Origin of the sequence: Enterovibrio gelatinilyticus (assembly GCF_028683095.1) — a bacterium.
GTDB classification, from domain to species: Bacteria; Pseudomonadota; Gammaproteobacteria; order Enterobacterales; family Vibrionaceae; genus Enterovibrio; species Enterovibrio gelatinilyticus.
In genome coordinates this window covers 31587-50299 of the sequence record NZ_JAJUBC010000032.1, presented here as the reverse complement: position 1 = coordinate 50299, position 18713 = coordinate 31587, and the positions used below count along the sequence as shown (strand labels likewise).

The 18713-nt window shown below is 49.7% G+C and carries 18 protein-coding genes; 8 read left to right on the top strand and 10 right to left on the bottom strand.

All coding sequences use genetic code 11. The features are described from left to right. Positions 1-69 precede the first annotated feature (69 nt). Together LRP50_RS21300 and recQ are read right to left on the bottom strand one after the other, a co-directional pair. Positions 70-384 (bottom strand): DUF3630 family protein, encoded by a 315-nt coding sequence (locus LRP50_RS21300; protein WP_274166447.1) that lies wholly within the window; start codon positions 382-384, stop codon positions 70-72. Beyond that, positions 377-2227: an ATP-dependent DNA helicase RecQ gene (recQ, locus tag LRP50_RS21295; RefSeq protein WP_274166446.1), complete on the bottom strand. Its 1851-nt coding sequence runs from the start codon at positions 2225-2227 to the stop codon at positions 377-379. The genes LRP50_RS21300 and recQ overlap by 8 nt, the downstream gene beginning before the upstream one ends. 282 nt (positions 2228-2509) lie before the next feature. Here recQ and rarD point away from each other — a divergent pair, with 282 nt between their 5' ends. From rarD to LRP50_RS21280, 3 genes are all read left to right on the top strand, one after another. Further along, a complete protein-coding gene (gene rarD / locus LRP50_RS21290; protein ID WP_274166445.1) occupies positions 2510-3409 on the top strand; it encodes an EamA family transporter RarD in 900 nt (299 codons plus the stop codon). 180 nt (positions 3410-3589) lie between these two features. Beyond that, positions 3590-5374 (top strand): gamma-glutamyltransferase, encoded by a 1785-nt coding sequence (gene ggt, locus LRP50_RS21285; protein WP_274166444.1) that lies wholly within the window; start codon positions 3590-3592, stop codon positions 5372-5374. 30 nt (positions 5375-5404) lie between these two features. Then, a complete protein-coding gene (locus LRP50_RS21280) occupies positions 5405-5902 on the top strand; it encodes a DUF2780 domain-containing protein (protein ID WP_274166443.1) in 498 nt (165 codons plus the stop codon). A 157-nt stretch (positions 5903-6059) separates the two neighbouring features. Here LRP50_RS21280 and uvrD read toward each other — a convergent pair whose 3' ends face one another. Further along, positions 6060-8237, bottom strand: a complete 2178-nt coding sequence (uvrD, locus tag LRP50_RS21275) for a DNA helicase II (protein ID WP_274166442.1) — start codon at positions 8235-8237, stop codon at positions 6060-6062. 377 nt (positions 8238-8614) lie between these two features. Between uvrD and LRP50_RS21270 the strand changes: the two genes are divergently transcribed. From LRP50_RS21270 to LRP50_RS21255, 4 genes are read left to right on the top strand one after another with little or no spacing between them, the layout of a single operon-like run. Next, positions 8615-8875, top strand: a complete 261-nt coding sequence (locus LRP50_RS21270; RefSeq protein ID WP_274166441.1) for a BufA1 family periplasmic bufferin-type metallophore — start codon at positions 8615-8617, stop codon at positions 8873-8875. Positions 8876-8899: 24 nt separating this feature from the next. Then, positions 8900-9757 carry an MNIO family bufferin maturase gene (gene bufB / locus LRP50_RS21265; RefSeq protein ID WP_274166440.1) on the top strand — a complete coding sequence of 286 codons (858 nt, stop codon included), beginning with the start codon at positions 8900-8902 and terminating at the stop codon, positions 9755-9757. Further along, a complete protein-coding gene (locus LRP50_RS21260) occupies positions 9754-10509 on the top strand; it encodes an HvfC/BufC N-terminal domain-containing protein (RefSeq protein ID WP_274166439.1) in 756 nt (251 codons plus the stop codon). Before bufB ends, LRP50_RS21260 begins: the two co-directional genes overlap by 4 nt. Positions 10510-10526: 17 nt before the next feature. After that, entirely contained in the window at positions 10527-10964 is a 438-nt protein-coding gene (locus LRP50_RS21255) for a DoxX family protein (protein ID WP_274166438.1), read from the top strand. Here the strand turns inward: LRP50_RS21255 and LRP50_RS21250 are convergent. The 6 genes from LRP50_RS21250 to lptM are packed head-to-tail and all read right to left on the bottom strand — an operon-like array spanning position 10948 to position 15588. Then, positions 10948-11673: an HAD-IA family hydrolase gene (locus LRP50_RS21250; protein ID WP_274166437.1), complete on the bottom strand. Its 726-nt coding sequence runs from the start codon at positions 11671-11673 to the stop codon at positions 10948-10950. The two genes, LRP50_RS21255 and LRP50_RS21250, sit on opposite strands and share 17 nt — an antisense overlap. A gap of 44 nt (positions 11674-11717) precedes the next feature. Continuing rightward, on the bottom strand, positions 11718-12632 hold the full coding sequence (gene xerC / locus LRP50_RS21245; RefSeq protein WP_274166436.1) for a tyrosine recombinase XerC: 915 nt from the start codon (positions 12630-12632) through the stop codon (positions 11718-11720). Next, entirely contained in the window at positions 12629-13303 is a 675-nt protein-coding gene (locus LRP50_RS21240; protein ID WP_274166435.1) for a DUF484 family protein, read from the bottom strand. The genes xerC and LRP50_RS21240 overlap by 4 nt, the downstream gene beginning before the upstream one ends. Beyond that, on the bottom strand, positions 13300-14130 hold the full coding sequence (gene dapF, locus LRP50_RS21235) for a diaminopimelate epimerase (protein WP_274166434.1): 831 nt from the start codon (positions 14128-14130) through the stop codon (positions 13300-13302). Before dapF ends, LRP50_RS21240 begins: the two co-directional genes overlap by 4 nt. Before the next feature lie 9 nt (positions 14131-14139). Beyond that, positions 14140-15393: a diaminopimelate decarboxylase gene (lysA, locus tag LRP50_RS21230; RefSeq protein ID WP_274166433.1), complete on the bottom strand. Its 1254-nt coding sequence runs from the start codon at positions 15391-15393 to the stop codon at positions 14140-14142. Between the two features lie 24 nt (positions 15394-15417). Further along, positions 15418-15588 (bottom strand): LPS translocon maturation chaperone LptM, encoded by a 171-nt coding sequence (lptM, locus tag LRP50_RS21225; RefSeq protein WP_274166432.1) that lies wholly within the window; start codon positions 15586-15588, stop codon positions 15418-15420. Positions 15589-15662: 74 nt separating this feature from the next. Between lptM and cyaY the strand changes: the two genes are divergently transcribed. Further along, positions 15663-15974: an iron donor protein CyaY gene (cyaY, locus tag LRP50_RS21220; protein ID WP_274166431.1), complete on the top strand. Its 312-nt coding sequence runs from the start codon at positions 15663-15665 to the stop codon at positions 15972-15974. 68 nt (positions 15975-16042) lie between these two features. Here the strand turns inward: cyaY and LRP50_RS21215 are convergent, their stop codons facing one another. Beyond that, entirely contained in the window at positions 16043-18598 is a 2556-nt protein-coding gene (locus tag LRP50_RS21215; RefSeq protein ID WP_476397367.1) for a class I adenylate cyclase, read from the bottom strand. Positions 18599-18713 lie beyond the last annotated feature (115 nt).

The following is an 18713-nucleotide window of genomic DNA, read 5'->3' as shown; positions in this document are numbered from 1 at the left end:
GGCGAATTATACAGCAAATTATGCGCTTGCCAACCGCCTTTGCGAAGGGAACTGAGTACTTCGGTTTTCTCAGGAAACAGGCAGTTGTTGACTGAGCCACCGTTGCAAAAAAGCGAGCTCGTCATCCCCATCTTGACCAAGACGTTCTAGCCAAATGCTGGCGCTGTAATGCTCGGCTTTGAGCAAAAACGTCACCCCTTCAAAGTCCACAAGCCACGTATGCAAATCCGCGTCTGTCTGTTTGTCTTCAGGTGTAGCGCCGATGAGCTCACAGAATGTGTTTAAGTAAGACGCCGCATTGTCGAAATCCAACGCATTCGCGGCAATCACCAAACGCCCTTCATGGGCATCAAAGAGGGTTAACACAAAATCGGGGTTATCCATAACTCACATCATCCGGATTGAGGGTGATGTGATCTTCAATCACATCCAAAAATGCATTGCCGTATTTTTCAAGTTTGCGCTGGCCCACGCCATTCACGGCTAGCAGTTCACCTTGCGATGTCGGGATCATTTCGGCCATTTCAATCAAGGTCGCGTCGTTAAACACCACATATGGTGGAATATCTTCTTGATCCGCGATGGCCTTACGTAGCTTACGCAGCTTGGCAAACAGCTTCTTATCGTAGTTTCGCTTACCCAGTTTATCGGCTTTGCTTCGAGGCGACAGGCCCAAACGAGGCACAGCCAACTCCAGTGCCGTTTCACCACGCAACACAGGGCGTGCTTCTTCGGTCAGTTGTAACACTGAGCTTCGTGCAATGTTTTGCATTAAATAGCCACGGTGGATCAGCTGGCGAAAAATACTCACCCAATACTCGTGGCTGTGGTCTTTACCCAAGCCATAGGTACTGATTTTATCGTGACCGTGCTCTTTCACGCGCTGATTTTGCATACCACGCAGCACTTCAACCGTGTAACCCACACCAAAGCTTTGATTAACGCGATACACGCAAGACAGCGCTTTTTGTGCCTGCTCAGTGCCATCAAATAAGGTGGGAGGATCTAAGCAAATATCACAGTTTCCGCAAGGTTTCTCCCGGTATTCGCCAAAGTAGTTCAGCAACACCAAGCGACGACAGGTGAGCGCTTCAGCAAATGCGCCCATGGCGTTAAGCTTATGGCTTTCAACCTGTTTTTGCGGTCCTTCCGGTTTCTCTTCCAAGCAACGATGCAACCAGCCGATGTCTGACGGGTCATAGAACATCACAGCTTCAGCAGGCAAGCCGTCGCGCCCAGCGCGTCCGGTTTCCTGATAATAAGATTCAATATTGCGGGGAATATCGTGATGCACCACGAAACGCACATTGGGCTTATTAATACCCATTCCAAACGCGACGGTCGCCACCACGATTTGTACGTCGTCTCGCTGAAAAGCTTCTTGCACCCAAGCACGCTGTTCGTTGCTCATGCCCGCATGATAAGCGGCTGCGCGCAGGTTTTGGTCGCACAACTTTTCTGCCACTTGCTCGACTTTCTTACGGCTGCTGCAATAAATGATGCCACTTTGCCCGCTTTGTCCGGCGAGAAACTGAGTCACTTGCGCCAACGGTTTGTGCTTTTCGATCAAGGTATAGCGAATATTGGGGCGATCGAAACTACCAAGAAAGGTATGGGGTGCATCTAAAGCAAGACGAGAACAAATATCCTGACGAGTGGTGTCATCCGCCGTGGCGGTCAAAGCCATCACAGGCACATCAGGAAAATGCTGTTTCAAGCAGCCAAGTTGAGCGTACTCAGGACGGAAATCGTGTCCCCACTGAGAGATACAGTGCGCTTCATCGACAGCGATTAGGCCAATCTTGGTGGTCTGTAAACGCTCAATGAAATCACGCATCAGTACGCGTTCCGGCGACACGTACAACAATGACAAGTTTCCTTCACGCAGCGATTGCCACGTTGCCGCCTGAGCTTCTGGGAGCATTGATGAGTTAATACACGCAGCTTGCACGCCGTTGGCGAGCAGTTGATCGACCTGATCTTTCATCAGTGAGATCAGTGGAGAGATAACGATCGTCACACCTTCCCGCACCAAAGCAGGAATTTGGTAACACAGGCTCTTACCGCCGCCTGTTGGCATGATGACAAGGCAATCTTGACCCGCGATCGCGGCATCAATGATTTCTTTTTGACCGTCTCGGTAGCTGTGATAGCCAAACACCGACTGCAAAACAGATTCATCTTGTGCAAGTTCCGGCGTTTGCGCGGCCGAGTCAGTTACGGTCATGATACCTCTCAACTATGAATTGGCGCTCATTCTAAACGCCCAACGCTCATGTTGAAAGCCATGCTGTCGTCGCACACGATTTTCTCAACAATATGTCACCTTAAAGGTGTGCATAGTCATGCATCCTCCATATACTGATTGTTGCAGCCAAACCGTTTAGATTTGATGGAAATATGGCACTTACACACCATGCCAACCATGAATACCCCTTATTTTTCGCTGCCCGCACCGCCTTTTGGCGGTTTTTGCTCTTTGTCCTAAATCGAATGTTGAGATCTCGCAGTGAATGATGCGCAACAAACACGCAGAGGCGTACTGCTCGCCCTTGGCGCCTACACCATGTGGGGTATCGCCCCTATCTACTTTAAAGCGTTAACTGACGTCCCGGCATTGGAAGTCGTGATGCACCGTGTGCTGTGGTCGTTTTTCTTTCTCGCCATCATAGTGAAAATGAGTGGCAGCTTTGCCCGCGTCAAGCTGCTACTCAAAGATACCAAGCGTTTAGCACTTTTAACCATCACGGCCTTAGTTATTGCCGCCAACTGGCTCATTTTCATATGGGCCGTGGGCAACAACCTCATGTTAGACGCAAGCCTTGGCTACTTCATCAACCCGTTAATCAACGTGGTGCTCGGCATGGTATTTTTGGGTGAGCGCTTTCGCCGCTTACAATGGATTGCCGTCGTCTTAGCCTTTTCAGGGGTCGCCATTCAGGTCATTACCTTTGGTTCACTACCATGGGTAGCTCTGGTATTAGCCAGCAGCTTTGGTTGTTACGGTCTGTTGCGTAAAAAAATTAATGTGGATGCAGCCACCGGATTGTTCATTGAAACCGCGGTGTTATTGCCAGCATCAGCCATTTATTTGTTCTTTATTGCCGACAGCGCGACCTCAAACATGCTCGACAACAGTTGGAGCATGAACCTGCTACTGATTGCCGCAGGTATCGTCACAACCTTACCGTTGTTGTGCTTTAACGGCGCTGCCACCAAATTGCGCTTATCAACGCTGGGCTTTTTCCAATACATCGGCCCAACCATTATGTTTTTTTTGGCCGTGGGTCTTTATGCCGAGCCTTTCACTGCCGACAAAGCCACGACATTTATCTTCATCTGGACGGCACTCGTCATTTTTACCTTCGACGCCATCAGGCACCAGAAGAAACAACGGGCCCAGTCCTAATCTCACTGTAATTGAAAGGAACGGTACCGTAAGGTGCCGTTTTTTTATGCGCTTGCGATCTTCCTATCCTGCTGCCTTTACTGGCGATTTTCACCCATTGCCTCGTTAATCCGACACCCTTATCGTCCATTGCCGAACTATACTCAGAGACTGACCATCTTGGCGTTAAAAGGAATTCGAATGAAACGACCCTCTTCCCGACTTTTCTCCACATTGGCACCTGTATTCGTGCTTAGTTTGATGATGACTGGTACCACGAACGCCACCACAGAAGGTCAAATTACCGATGCGGTGGCCCCTGAACTTGCCACCGGTAGCGTAATGCGCAAAAGCGTAAAAGGCACTGAGTGGATGGTCGCATCAGCCAACCCTCATGCCAGTAAAGCCGCTGAAGCCATTCTAAAATCAGGCGGCAATGCCATCGATGCGATGGTTACCGTGCAAACCGTTCTGGGTTTAGTTGAACCACAAAGCTCTGGAATTGGTGGCGGCGCATTTTTAGTATATTGGGACAACAAGGCACAAGCGCTCACTACCTTCGATGGTCGCGAAACCGCGCCAATGGACGCCACACCTAAACTATTTCTCAACGAAAACGGTGAGCCACTTAAATTTTATGATGCCGTTGTGGGAGGCCGCTCCGTAGGCACACCTGGCACACTGCGTTTGATGCACGACACCCACGCCAAATATGGGAACTTATCGTGGCGAGCAGTACTGACGCCTGCCATCGAATTGGCCCAATCCGGTTTTGAAGTATCCCCTCGTTTAGCGGCACTGATTGAAGGAGATGCCGACAGGTTGCGTCGCTATCCCGCCACGCATCAATACTTCTTTGACAACAACGGTCACCCACTAAACATTGGCGATCGCTTAGTGAACCTAGAGTACGCCAGCACTTTAAAAATGGTGGCCGAAGATATCGACAATTTCTATCAAGGTCCTATCGCGGATGACATCGTCGCCACCGTGCAACGCGCCGCCGGCAACCCTGGTGTATTGAGTAAAGATGATCTCGCAAACTACCGCATCATTGAGCGTGAGCCCGTTTGCGCCCCTTACCACCAATATCGAGTGTGCGGCATGGGTCCGCCCACCTCTGGCGGTATAACCGTTGGTCAAATCCTTGGCATCGTCAGTCACTTTCCTATGAAAACCCTGGGTAAAGACAACCCAGAGAGTTGGCGTTTGCTCGGTGATGCTTCACGTTTGGCCTTCGCCGATCGCGGGCGTTACATTGCCGATGCAGACTTTGTCCCCGTACCGACAGAAGGCTTATTGGCTCCTGCATACCTAAAAGCACGTGCGGCACTCATTCCCGAAGAGGGTGCCATGACAGATATCGCCCCCGGCGTACCCCAATTTAGCCATGCCAAGCACACACCACCGCGGGCTGATGACCAGTCCATCGAATTACCGTCCACCAGCCATTTCTCCATCGTGGATAAAGCGGGCAACATTGTGTCGATCACCACCACGATTGAGAACGGCTTCGGCTCGCGTCTGATGACGCGAGGCTTCCTACTCAATAATGAGCTGACCGATTTCTCCTTTGCAACTCACAAAGATGGCATACCCATTGCGAACCGCGTAGAGCCGGGTAAACGCCCACGCTCATCCATGGCTCCCACCATCGTGATGCGAGACGGTAAGCCTTATATGGCAGTTGGCTCTCCAGGCGGAAGCCGCATTATCGGCTATGTTGCCAAAACATTGGTCGCGCACCTTGATTGGGGCCTAGATATCCAATCCGCCATCGATTTACCCCACCTCGTCAACCGATTTGGCACTTATGATCTTGAAGCAGGGACTGACGCGGAAAGTTTCAAACCAGCACTTGAACAGATGGGATATAAAGTGAATATTCGTGACTTAACTTCAGGTATACACGGTATTGTAATCGATAGTGGCACCTTGGAAGGCGGAGCCGACCCAAGGCGCGAAGGATTGGTCACGGCCAAGTAGCCGAAATTAATGCCCCTCAGGAGGAGCACCATGTTACGTAAATTAAATGTGATGGCACTTTCCGCCGTATTGATCGCTGCGGCCATGCCGGCACATGCACTGAGTTTGGACAGTTTGGTGGGTGATGCAAAAAAAGAAGCCAGCAATCTGATGACTGGCGTCAGCAAAGAAGCGGCAGATAACCCACTCACGTCTCTGCTTTCAAGCGATCTCAACGTCAACGACGATCAAGCCGCGGGTGGCGCTGGCGCATTACTGGCAATGGCGTATCAAGAACTTGGTACAGATCAAGCAAGCGAGCTCACGAAGATGGTTCCAGGTTTGGACTCTCTAACTGGCGCCATTCCTGGCGATCTAGGCAGCATGCTAAATAACATGGAGTCGGTGAACAAAGTGTTCGACGCGCTAGGGTTAGACCCTACCATGGTGACCCAATATGCGCCGGTGATCTTGAAGTACCTTGGTGAGCAAGGAGCCAGTGATTCGTTGTTAGGTTCGCTATCAAGCCTTTGGGGTCAAGCGGCTTAATTGCTCCGTGCTCCGCCGCTAAAGAAAGCACTCAAAAAAAATCAGCAACGCTCAAGCATCAAAAAGGGAGGCATTCAGCCTCCCTTTTTCTTTATGTCTCTTGATGAAGCTTGGTTTAGCTTTGCCAGTCAATTACCGCTTTCAAAAGGCTCAAGCCTTACATAACTTCAAGCTTGGCATATTGTGTCACCAACCACTTGATACCCTCACCGTTAAACGCCACCTGCACACGGCTTTGGTTACCACTGCCTTCAAAATTAATGATGGTGCCTTCACCAAACTTAGGATGCTGCACACGCTGGCCTAAATTAAAGCCCGTTTGGTTGAAGTTCTGCTGAGATTGGGTTTGTGAGAATCGACCACTCGCAGCCGCAGGGCGTGTCACCTTGGCACGCATGCGCACTTCTTCCATGCACTCTTCTGGCAATTCACGAATGAATCGAGACGCTTTGTGGAACATGTCTTTGCCATACACACGACGCATTTCTGCGTGGGTAATGTAGAGTTTTTGCATGGCGCGCGTCATACCCACATAGCAAAGACGACGCTCTTCTTCGAGTCGACCCGCCTCTTCAGAAGACATCTGGCTTGGGAACATGCCCTCTTCAACACCCACCATAAACACCATTGGGAATTCCAACCCTTTGGCACTGTGAAGCGTCATTAACTGGACGGCATCTTCGAACTCATCAGCTTGCCCTTCACCCGCCTCCAGTGCTGCATGAGACAAGAACGCCGACAGTGGCGACATGTCTTCTTGCACTTCTTCAGGCACTTCGTATTGTCGCGTTGCCGTCACCAGCTCTTCCAAGTTATCGATACGTGCTTGGGCTTTCTCGCCTTTCTCAGCTTCGTACATAGCGCGTAATCCCGAGTTCTGGATCACGTAGTCCGTTTGCTGGAACAGTGCCATTTCACGGGTGTCGTCTTCCAACGCATTCACCAACTCGACAAAACGACGCAATGAATTCGCCGCGCGCCCCGCCAAGACTTGCTCTTCCAATAGCTGAACGCTCGCCTCCCACATCGTGGCACCGCGATCACGCGCCGCCAAACGAATGGTCTCCAAGGTACGATCTCCGAGGCCACGGGTGGGTGTGTTTACCACGCGTTCAAAAGCAGCGTCGTCAAAACGGTTCGCCATCAAACGTAGGTACGCCAACGCATCTTTGATTTCTTGGCGTTCGAAGAATCGCATGCCACCGTATATGCGATACGGCAGACCCGCTTGAATCAAGGCTTCTTCCAATACACGTGATTGGGCGTTATTACGGTATAGCATGGCGCAATCATTCAATGCGCCGCCATCGTCATGCCACGATTTGATTTTACCGACGACAAAACGCGCTTCATCTAACTCGTTAAACGCACTGTATACAGAGATCAATTCACCTTCTTGACCATCGGTCCATAGGCTCTTACCCATGCGCTCGGCGTTATTAGTAATGAGGTGGTTAGACGCTTTCAGAATGTTGCCCGTTGAACGGTAGTTCTGCTCCAAACGAATCGTTTGTGCGCCTACAAAATCGTCGAGGAATCGTTGAATGTTCTCAATTTTCGCGCCGCGCCAGCCGTAAATTGACTGGTCATCATCACCCACAATCATCACATTGGCTTGTGTCCCCGCCATCATGCGAAGCCACGCGTATTGGATGTTGTTGGTATCTTGGAATTCGTCCACCAGAATATGCTGGAAACGCGCCTGATAATGCTCTCGGATATGGGTTTTATCACGCAGCAACTCATGGCAACGCAATAGGAGTTCAGCAAAATCCACCAACCCCGCTCGGTCACAAGCTTCTTGGTAGGCGCTGTACACACGCAACCACGTCTTTTCGACAGGATCAAATTGCGCATCAATATGGTGTGGGCGTAGCCCTTCGTCTTTTTTGGCGTTGATGTACCACGACGCCTGACGCGCAGGCCAATGTTTCTCATCCAGATTTTGCGCTTTGATCAAACGACGCAGCAAACGCTGCTGATCATCTGAATCCAGAATCTGGAAATCTTGCGGCAAATTCGCATCAAGATGATGGGCACGCAAAATGCGGTGGCACAAACCGTGGAATGTACCGCACCACAAACCGGAGGATGTGCCCTGCATCAATTGATCAATACGACCACGCATTTCCGCAGCGGCTTTGTTGGTAAAAGTCACGGCCAACACAGAAAACGGAGAGGCATGCTCGACTTTCATTAACCATGCAATGCGATGAACCAGCACCCGGGTTTTACCACTCCCCGCGCCCGCTAGCACCAGATAGTTGCCGAGCTGGGCGGCTACGGCTTCGCGTTGTTTGTCGTTAAGACCGTCGATCAGGTGGGATACGTCCATCGTTCATTCACTGGTTATTTATACACTGGTTGGAGATTATATACCCAAGTGACTTTCAGGTGCGAACCTAAGACCAAAATTCTGAGGAAAAACGCATTAGCTTTACGTTTTGAGCAATCTTCTGGGCTGAGCCATTGTGATTAGCGCTGTCATCCTCACTATTCACACGGCTCACAAATAATATTTAAGCATTACAAATCATAAGGTTAAATAATCGCGCACCGACCAGATTATTAATTTTTTGTAAAAAATAACCTCAGTAGCGAAAGTTTTCATATGTTCCACCTATCTTTTTAAGTGAGCACGTTATGAAGACGGCTCTATCTTTAATCAATTGATAATCCTAAGGACCTCCGTCCTTACAATGAGGAATTGACATGAAAAAGACGAATTTTGCTGTCGCTGCTGCTGTCACTAGTCTGCTTGCTGTGGGTGCTACCACATTAACCACCACTGTTGCTCAAGCGGCAGAAAAAGAGAAATGCTACGGCGTGGCGAAAGCCGGTAAAAATGACTGTGCTACCAACACGAGCTCATGTGCTGGTACTTCAACGAAAGACGCACAATCTGATGCATTCATCGTCGTACCAGAAGGTCTATGTGACCGTCTATCGGGTAGCTCTAAAACCTCTTCTTAATCGACGAAAGCAAAGGGATTAGGCATGGATAAGTTTTCACCATGGATTGGTGTGGGGCTTAGGCATCCACATCATGAACACTTCACTAATCAGACTCCGGATATAGGATGGTTAGAAGTACACAGTGAAAACTTTTTCCAGCCTGATTCTGCTGCTGTCGAGACATTGCTCGCCCTGCGTCGTCAATATGCGATTAGCTGTCATGGGGTGGGCTTGTCATTAGGGTCTACCGACCCCATTAACCGCGAACATTTACGTCGTCTAAAACGACTCATAGATACCATTGATCCACTCTTCGTGTCCGATCACTTAAGTTGGAGTTCGGTTAACGGCGAGTACTTTAATGATTTGCTTCCCCTTCCTTATACCGACGAAGCCCTTGAGGTGTTTTGCGCCAATGTCGATGCCACACAAGATTATCTTGGTCGGCAAATGCTGGTTGAAAATCCTTCGAGCTATTTGAGCTTCAGCCATTCCACGATTCCCGAATGGGAGTTTTTAGCCGAAGTCTCACATCGCACAGGCTGCGGCTTGCTGCTCGATCTCAACAATATACACGTCAGTGCCTTTAACCATGGCTTTGACGCTCAACAATATTTAGCAGCCATTGACCCCGACAAAGTCAAAGAGATTCATCTTGCTGGTTACACAGTGAATCCGTTGCCTGAAGGGGAGATCTGGATTGATACTCACAGCCAACCTGTTTCTGAGCCTGTGTGGGCACTCTACCGTGCATGGATAGCCGCTAACGGACCGCGACATACCTTGATTGAATGGGACACGGATATTCCCGCCCCCGAGGTTCTCCTCGCGGAGGCAAAAAAAGCCCATGATATTCTCACTACGCTCTCCCCCAGCACTCTCAGTGGGGTGGCATCATGACCTCCCCCGATTTGGCTTCCCTGCAACGCCAGTTTGGTGATGCATTGCATTACCAGCCTCACGAGTTACCCGTTGAGCACGGCGTGACATCGCCCGATGCTTTGCTTCAGGTCTATCGCAATAACTTTGTGATGACACTGAGTGAATGCCTTACCGTGGTTTACCCCGTGGTCAAAGCACTCGTCGGGGATGTCTGTTTCGATGCGATTGCACGACAACATGTGCTGCACACGCAAATGAAAGATGCCTGCGTGGATCGTTACGGCGAGGGTTTCAATCACACGATTACCGCCATACCAAACATCATTGAAGCGGTTCCCTATTTGGCGGACATCGCGACACTGGAGTGGCATATTCAAACCGTTAATCAGGCGGTTGTGCCACCCGCGCCATTTCCCGTTGATGCGCTCGCGTTGGTTCCACCAGAGGAGTTTGGTGATATTCACCTGCACGTCTCGCCTGCTGCCAAAATCATTCAAAGTGACTTTGCCATCAGCCAGATTTGGGATGCAGTGACTCGCCAAGACGAGGAACAACTTCAATCTATTGACTTTAATTCTGCAGAATCTGTACTCATACATTTCAGGCATGACACGCTGACCGTGACTGTGCTGGACGCCATTGAGGCAGGTTTGATTGACGCCTGCGCACATTCGCCATTTCGAGATATTGCCCCAGAGCAGTTGCAACATATTGCCAGCGCCATGCAGCGCGGTGTCTTTACTGACTTCAACCTTACTCGCACGCCATAAGAAAAAGGATATTGCGTATGCTTTCTTTGATCACCAAACTGGATAATATTTTTGAATCTGCGCTTAAGCCTCTAGCGCCAGCGTTGTTGCTGATCAGCCGTTTATGGGTTGCGTGGGTCTTTTTCCGAGCGGGACAAACCAAAATAGCGAGCTGGGATAGCACCCTCTATTTGTTTGAATATGAATATCAGGTGCCCGTTTTACCTTGGGAAATGGCCGCATATCTAGGAACTGCCGCAGAGCTTATCTTGCCGGTATTCTTGGTGTTAGGCTTACTTACACGCCCTGCTGCGCTTGCCTTATTTGTGTTTAATATTGTGGCGGTGGTGTCTTACCCTGCGCTTTGGGATAAAGGCTTCTTTGACCACCAGATGTGGGGCGTCATGATGTTGGTCACCATGATTTGGGGACCAGGTTTGCTGGCTGTCGACAATAAACTCAAACAGCGCGGGTGAGGGTCAGAAGTTGACTCAGGTGGGAGATTTCCACATCCGGTAATAACGAAGCATGCCGCTGCACCGTCAGCGGCTGTTGCGTATCATTAAACCAACACGCTTTAAAACCTGCCAATTTCGCGCCTCGCACATCCGACTTTAAGTGATCGCCGACATGCAGAATACGTGATGGTTTTTGCCCAAGAAGAGATTTAGCTTTCATAAAAAGTGCAGGGGCAGGCTTGGCAGGTCCATCAGGCCCTGCTTGAAGTATTCCTTGAAAGTAAGGAGTGAGCCCCAATCTATCGCAGTCGACATTGCCGTTAGTGATCGCCACCAAGGGATAACGCGCAGACAACGCAGATAGGGCTTCGACCGCTTCATCAGGAACCACAAAATTACTGCGCTCCATCAAAAAGAAATCAACAGCGCTATTGGCGAGTTGCGCTCCGGCGCTGTCACTCAGGCCGCAGCGACTGGCAGCAAGGCGGATTTGAGCACGTCGAATTTCAGTCACAAACCCTTTCAAACACGCATCATTGTCGATCACTTGCTGTCGCATTTCTTGCCACTGTGACCAACTAAATGCCGCCATTGGCGCACAATGCTCTTCTAACCAATCCAGTAACTTTTGCTCGGCACGGATAATGACGACGCGATTGTCGTAAAGGGTATCGTCCAAATCAAAGGTCAACGCACTCACCGCTTCCCATCTACGATAAAACTTCATGTTCATTCCTTTTCATCGTCAGTGAGCGAGATCAGCCCGCTGCGCTAGTCACTCTTGCGCTTTCGTGCCCGTGGATGGGCCGCATCATACACTTTGGCAAGATGCTGAAAATCGAGGTGGGTATACACTTGTGTTGTCGACAAGTCAGCATGACCCAACAACTCTTGCACAGCGCGCAAGTCGCCGGATGACTCCAGCATATGGGTCGCGAAGCTATGCCTGAGTTTGTGCGGATTAATATGACTATTCACTGCCTGCTTTTGCCCCCACTCAGCCATACGTTTTTGTACGCTACGCGGGGAGATACGGTTTCCCAACTTGGAAATAAATAACGCCTCTTCAGGCCCTTTGAGCAGCAGGTTGCGCACTTTTATCCAATTGATCAGCCATTCTTTGGCCATGCCAGTAAACGGCACAACGCGCTCTTTGTCACCTTTACCAATCACACGTAAGTCGCCCTTTCGTACGGCGACATCACGAAGATTAAGGCCAATGAGCTCAGACAAACGCAACCCAGCGCCATACATCAACTCCATCATGGCGCGATCTCGCACCGCTAATGGGTCGTCGGCGTCTACAGAAAGCAGTTGGTTGATTTCATCGACATCGAGATTTTTCGGTAACGTACGGCCTTGCTTTGGCGCAGCCACGCCTTTAGCTGGATTCGCACCCAAAACGCCATCGGCCACCAGAAAATCAAAGAAACTACGAAGGGCGGATAAGCGCAGCGCAATACTGCCCGGTTTTAGGCGCTCACGTTTGGCTTGAGAAGCGATTTGACGCACCCAGCCGGCATCCACGTCCTGCCATTGGGTCACGCCAGATGTTTGCAAGAACGTGGCGCAGGCAGTGAGTTGTTGACGATAATTTGATTCGGTATAGCGGCTTAAGCCTCGCTCACGGATCATGTAGTCAAAAAATCGCGCCAACGGTTTTTCCATCGACGAGAGAAGACTCATTCGTCATCCTGCCATTTGTTCAGCAATATGCCGATGTGCTCGGCAATTTGCTCAACAAACAAGGTGTCCATGCTTGGCTGAAAATGCCCGCCGTCTTTACTCGCAAACGACAAAAAGCCGATTTCTTTGCCCGCAAACACTGGAACCAATGCGTACGACCCGAGTTCAGGCGCTTGGCTCACAAATTGCTGACCTTCGGCTTTTCGCAAACGACCAAGATAAACGCGTTGACCACAAAAGTGCGCTGACTTCACTGCGTCGACACTTTTCTTGTCCAGCGCATGATGCCCAACATCGTAAAACCGCAGGCTTACCTGCAATTGCAGAGATGTCGCCAACACTCGCAACGCTTGATGAATCGCTTGCTCATCATTGGCGGCAAACAATGCTTTGTGAGTTTGCGAAAACGCCCTAAACAGGTTTTCATTTCCTGCGGCAATACTCATTAACTGCGTGATGTCTTCTTCTAATTCCGCCACGCGATCACGTAATCGACCGAGCTGAATTTCAACCAAAGAGACCGTGCCACGCTCGGCGTGAGAAATACGAAGCTGCGCCAACAACTCAGGCTGGCGTAGAAAGAAATCTGAATGGTCTTTCAAATAGCTGGCCACGGCATCTTCAGTTAATGCTTTTGCCAGTGGCCCTTCGAGCTTGGAAAGCTCCGTCATACTGTTATTTGTCCATCATAAACATGTGAGGTTGGGCCTGTCATATACAAAGGATGACCCGGTCCACGCCAGCGAATGTGAAGATTGCCGCCCGGCAATTGCACGAGTACAGACTCATCAAGCAAGCCTTGCATGATACCCACGGCAACAGCGGCGCAAGCCCCACTGCCACACGCTTGTGTTTCGCCAGCGCCACGTTCGTAAACACGCAGGCGGATCTCGCTGCGCGATACAACCTGCATAAAGCCTGCATTCACACGCTCTGGAAAACGCTCATGCGATTCCACTAACGGGCCCAAGGCCTCTACAGGTGCAGTATCAATATCATCAACCACGGTCACGCAATGTGGATTTCCCATGCTGACTGCACCAACAAACAAGGTGGTATCTTCTACACGTAAAATATAGGTTTTTTCTTCCGCATTTGCGCGAAATGGAATTTTAGCGGGTTCCCAGATAGGCTCACCCATATTGACCGTGACACCATCATCACTCTCAATATTAAGCACCATTTTTCCCGATTTGGTGCTGACATGGATTTGATGTTTGTTGGTTAGCCCTTTCATACGAACAAAGCGAGCAAAGCAGCGCGCACCATTGCCACACTGCTCAACTTCACTGCTGTCGGCATTAAAAATCCGGTAGTGAAAATCACTTTCTGGATCATAGGGGGGCTCGACCACCAAAAGCTGATCAAAACCCACCCCCGTGTTTCTGTCCGCCAAACGACGAATCATATCCGGGGAGAAATACGCATTCTGCGTCACGCAATCAACCACCATAAAGTCGTTGCCGAGACCATGCATTTTCGAAAATTGTATTTGCATCCGGTTCCTTTATTCAGGCAAAACCTGTTCTAACTGCCACAGTGACTCTAGAGGCTCTCTCTGACGAACCAGATGGGCCGTTTCACCGTCAACGATCACTTCTGCTGCGCGACGACGCGTGTTGTAATTTGATGACATCACGAAGCCGTATGCACCTGACGAACGTACCGCCAGTAAATCCCCTGCTTCAAGAACCAGCGCGCGATCCTTACCTAGGTAATCACCCGTCTCACACACAGGGCCAACAAGATCGTATGTCTTGGCTTCCCCTTCACGAGGACGAAGCGGCACGATGTCTTGCCAAGCTTGATACAAAGCAGGACGAATCAAGTCGTTCATTGCGGCATCAATGATGGCGAAATTCTTTTCAGCGTTATGCTTTAGAAATTCCACTTTGGTCAGCAATACGCCAGCGTTGGCTGCAATCGCTCGACCCGGTTCAAACACCAATTCAATGTCTTGGTGATTATCAAGACGGTCTAGCAGTGCTTTTGCATATTCTGACGGTTGAGGCGGTTTTTCATCGTGATACGTCACGCCCAAACCACCACCCACATCAAGGTGTTTAATTTGAATACCATCTGCACGCAAAGCATCAATCAGCGCCAATAGGCGATCTGTTGATTCAATAAACGGTGCCAATTCCGTTAACTGTGAGCCGATATGACAGTCGATACCATGAATGGCTAAGTGTGGCAGGCTATGCGCGTACTGGTAAACCTCACGAGCACGATCAAACGCGATACCAAACTTGTTCTCTTTTAAGCCCGTGGAAATATATGGGTGCGTTTTCGCGTCCACATCGGGATTGATGCGCAAACTCACTGGAGCGACTTTGCCTAACTCACCCGCGACTTGGTTAAGTCGATCAAGCTCGGATTCCGATTCCACGTTGAAGCACTTAATACCTAACGACAGGGCACGCGCCATTTCATCCGCCGTTTTAGCCACACCGGAGAACACCACTTTCGCTGGGTCACCTCCTGCCGCCAACACGCGCTCAAGTTCACCTTGTGACACGATGTCAAAACCAGAGCCTAGACGAGCGAGTACATTGAGCACGCCCAAGTTGCTGTTTGCCTTAACGGCATAACAAATCAAATGCGGATGATCGCCCACTGCGTTATTGAATGCATGCCAGTGGCGCTCTAATGTCGCACGCGAATAAACATATAGCGGCGTGCCATAAGTTTCAGCCAATTGCGCCAATGGCAGCTCTTCAGCCCAAAGCTGTCCGTCATCCTGATAATTGAAGTAATCCAACGTTGTCCTTCCCTGTCCGATATATTATGGCTGATCAACGCCCTGAGCTTGCGTATCCTGTGTGTTTTCCGAGTCTACTGGCGCACCATTTTGCGCTGGCGCGTCTTCGGGAAAATAAAGAGGTCCTTGCTGACCACATGCCGACAGCAGGGTAAATGCTGCTAACACAGCAAATTTCAGGGTTGTTCGCATCATTTATGCCAGTGATCCAAAAGTTAATGACCTCTATAATCGCATCAACACACTGAAAAGCAATAGGACGGAATACAATGAACGCAAGCGAATACCACGATCTTGTCGACGCAGAATGGATGGCCATAGAAGAAGGCATCGATGAATGTGGTGCGGATATCGATTACGAGACATCTGGGAATGTCTTGACGCTGGATTTCGAAGACCGCAGTCAAATCATCATTAATCGTCAGGAGCCGATGTCAGAAATTTGGTTGGCATCAAAATCAGGTGGTTTTCACTTTGGCTACAAAGACGGTAAATGGCTATGTAGTAAAACAGACATGGAATTTAGCGACATGGTGAAGCAAGAGTGCAGCAAGCACGCTGGAGAAGCGGTGAATTGGTGATTAGGGTTGGTTGATGATGTCGCTGACCGCCTCTGGCGAACAGCGACACAATGCACTATCTCAATGCACTATCTTGACGCGATCTGCGCGGGCTCACTGCGCATTTCTGCACCGCGTTGCCACTGGCGATCACTCTTGTATGGGATCACCTGCGCACGACCATCCGCTTGATGAATAATGTCGTAGAACTGTGGGAGGTTGAAATTAACGGCTTGCCCGCTAAAACTCACTTTCTCTTGTGACGAAGTGTAGAAACGGTTCACCCCTTGCACCATTTCTTCTTTATCACCACTGCACTGTCGGTACATTTCTACCCGGTTGTTTTCATCCAACACGTAGATATTGAACCCTTCTTTGCAGTCTTCAAAGAAGAACTGGATAAGACCTTCACTCGCATAAGCATCCACCACTTCTGGCGGATGAACTTCACCTTCTTTATCCAACACCACCAATGGCGAACCATTGATCTTATTGGTAGATATCGAGCGATAAAAGTCCACTGAGTTTTCGAGTTTCTGAACCGACACACCGCGACGTTCAAAGAACAAACCAAAGGTTTGATCAGCCACACGTATCGCCTTAAAGCGACGGCGTTTTTCCTGATCAACAGGTTTTAAACGCATGTCGATACACTCGGCCACCAGTTGATACACCAAATTACGGATAAGCCCACGCATTTTTCCTGCGTAGCAGAACACATCCACCGACTCAGGGGGAATGGCGTCTTGGTGCATCTTACCCAATAAGGTTTTCAACACGTCCAACATCGCATTGTCGCCCTTGAAGTTCAGGGTACGAACTTCGTTCCAGCTATTGCGATACACCAAATCCACACTGCCCACCAAGCATTGCTGCTCAGCACCGTAGCTAAAGATGTCGGTGTTTTTGAAATCGAATCGGACTGACGGTTGCTTCAATTCGGAAGTGGGGTCTTGCTCAAGGTTGATAAACAACGCCAGTTTACGAATTTCACATGGGCTGGATAAGGCTTGCAGAGACGGTTGCGGTCGACGCACCGTAAAGGTATTTCGCATGTCGCTGACAAGCTGATAGAGCTTATCAATGTCAACGTTGCTGGTACGCGCGACAGAATGCAAACAGGTTGATTCGGTCAACATACCATTGAAATAAGCCCAAGCAACCAGCTTAGATAGATAGCGGTTATGCTCTAAGGGGGCACGACCAATAATATCTACCGGCTTGAGTGATTGCTTATACAAATACCAACCCGGCGGGTTGTTACGACCATCAGGCACCTGAATCAAGGTTAGATCGGATTCATGCAAATCTGGCGAAAGCTGAGGGTTAAGCAAAGTGACCTTACCCGGCAACACTTCAAAGGCCGCATAAAGCTTACGAGCCAAAATGCTGATATCTTCAGGGCTAATAGCCGAGGTGATGTCATTGCGGCGTGCAAAGCGGATCAGGTTACGATAACTCAGCATCAAAGCTTCTAGTAGCTCATTGTGAGCAACCTTCACTTCTTCTACTTTCCAGTTGCGACGGTTATCTAACCGAGCAATATCGTCCTGCGTCCATCCCCACTCTCGCGTCAGCACGCACAATACTTCGCGACGCCAAGGCACAGAGCCAGGTCCTGGCTCACGAGTCAGTTTTTCGTGGGTTTTAAGATAGAAGCAGCGACGCACTAAATCCAGACGGCGGTGATCGTCAATGCGCTCAAGATAGCGAGTCACTTTCTCTAACATGAGGTAGTACGCATCTGACTGGTACACGTCCAGCATGCCGGAGAAGAAACGGCGTTTGCCGTCAACGCTTAGAAGCTGAGTGCCCGGATATTCCCAAGAATAAGCTTCCAGCAAAATCGCTTTGAGTACCGATTTATAAGGTGAATCGATACTTTTATACAGTTGCCAAAGGCTAGAGCCAAAATACTCTTCGGCAGGGATCGATGGCAAACCGCCAAAGTCGACCCAATCATCACGGCGAAGTGAACCATTGGCGATCAGCTCACCCACGTACTCTTCATAGCAGTTTTCCATCTCCGGCGGCACCAAGTACCAAAGAAGCTGTTGGCCTGCCAAGTGCACGGCTGAGCGATAAAATTCGTCTAGCAAAAGGTAGTGTTGACTTGAACCACAGTTATCTGAGGTCATTTCCTGTGCAAGGTTTTGACGGAAACGCTGCTCACACATCACGAAGAAGTTCACTTCAACGCCTTGTGCCATGGCCCAATCGGAAATCAACGAGCACTTCGCATCCAACATACTGCGCTCTTCTTCACTCACCCACTGTTGCACACACACCCAAATATCAAGATCGCTGCTCAGGCTTTGTCCCATAGACGCAGTACTGCCCATAGAGAACATGCCCTTAATGGGGAAATCTTGAGAGAGCGGTTTTTCGGGTGCCGACGTATTAGATGCCAACGCGCAATCATTCACGAAATCGCATTGTGTGTCGGAAAGGGTGAAGCTAGAAATGCCATGAACGACACTGCGCTCAAGGTAGCCAGGAACGGCAGGATGATTAAAGTGCAGCAAGGCAGGCAATACGTTAAATACGTTAACGGCCTGAGAGTGCATTGCGCTTCGTGCGCGCTCCAATCTCACTCGATTGAAGGCGTCAAGACGCTCTATTTGCTGATCAACATAGTTTTGCAAGATTAACATCCAAAGTTGCCGACATCCTAGTCAACGAAACAGGTCTCACCGAATTACTACTACCGCGAGGCCCATGGATAAAAACGTGATCAATCTAACAGTTTTTACTCGGAGC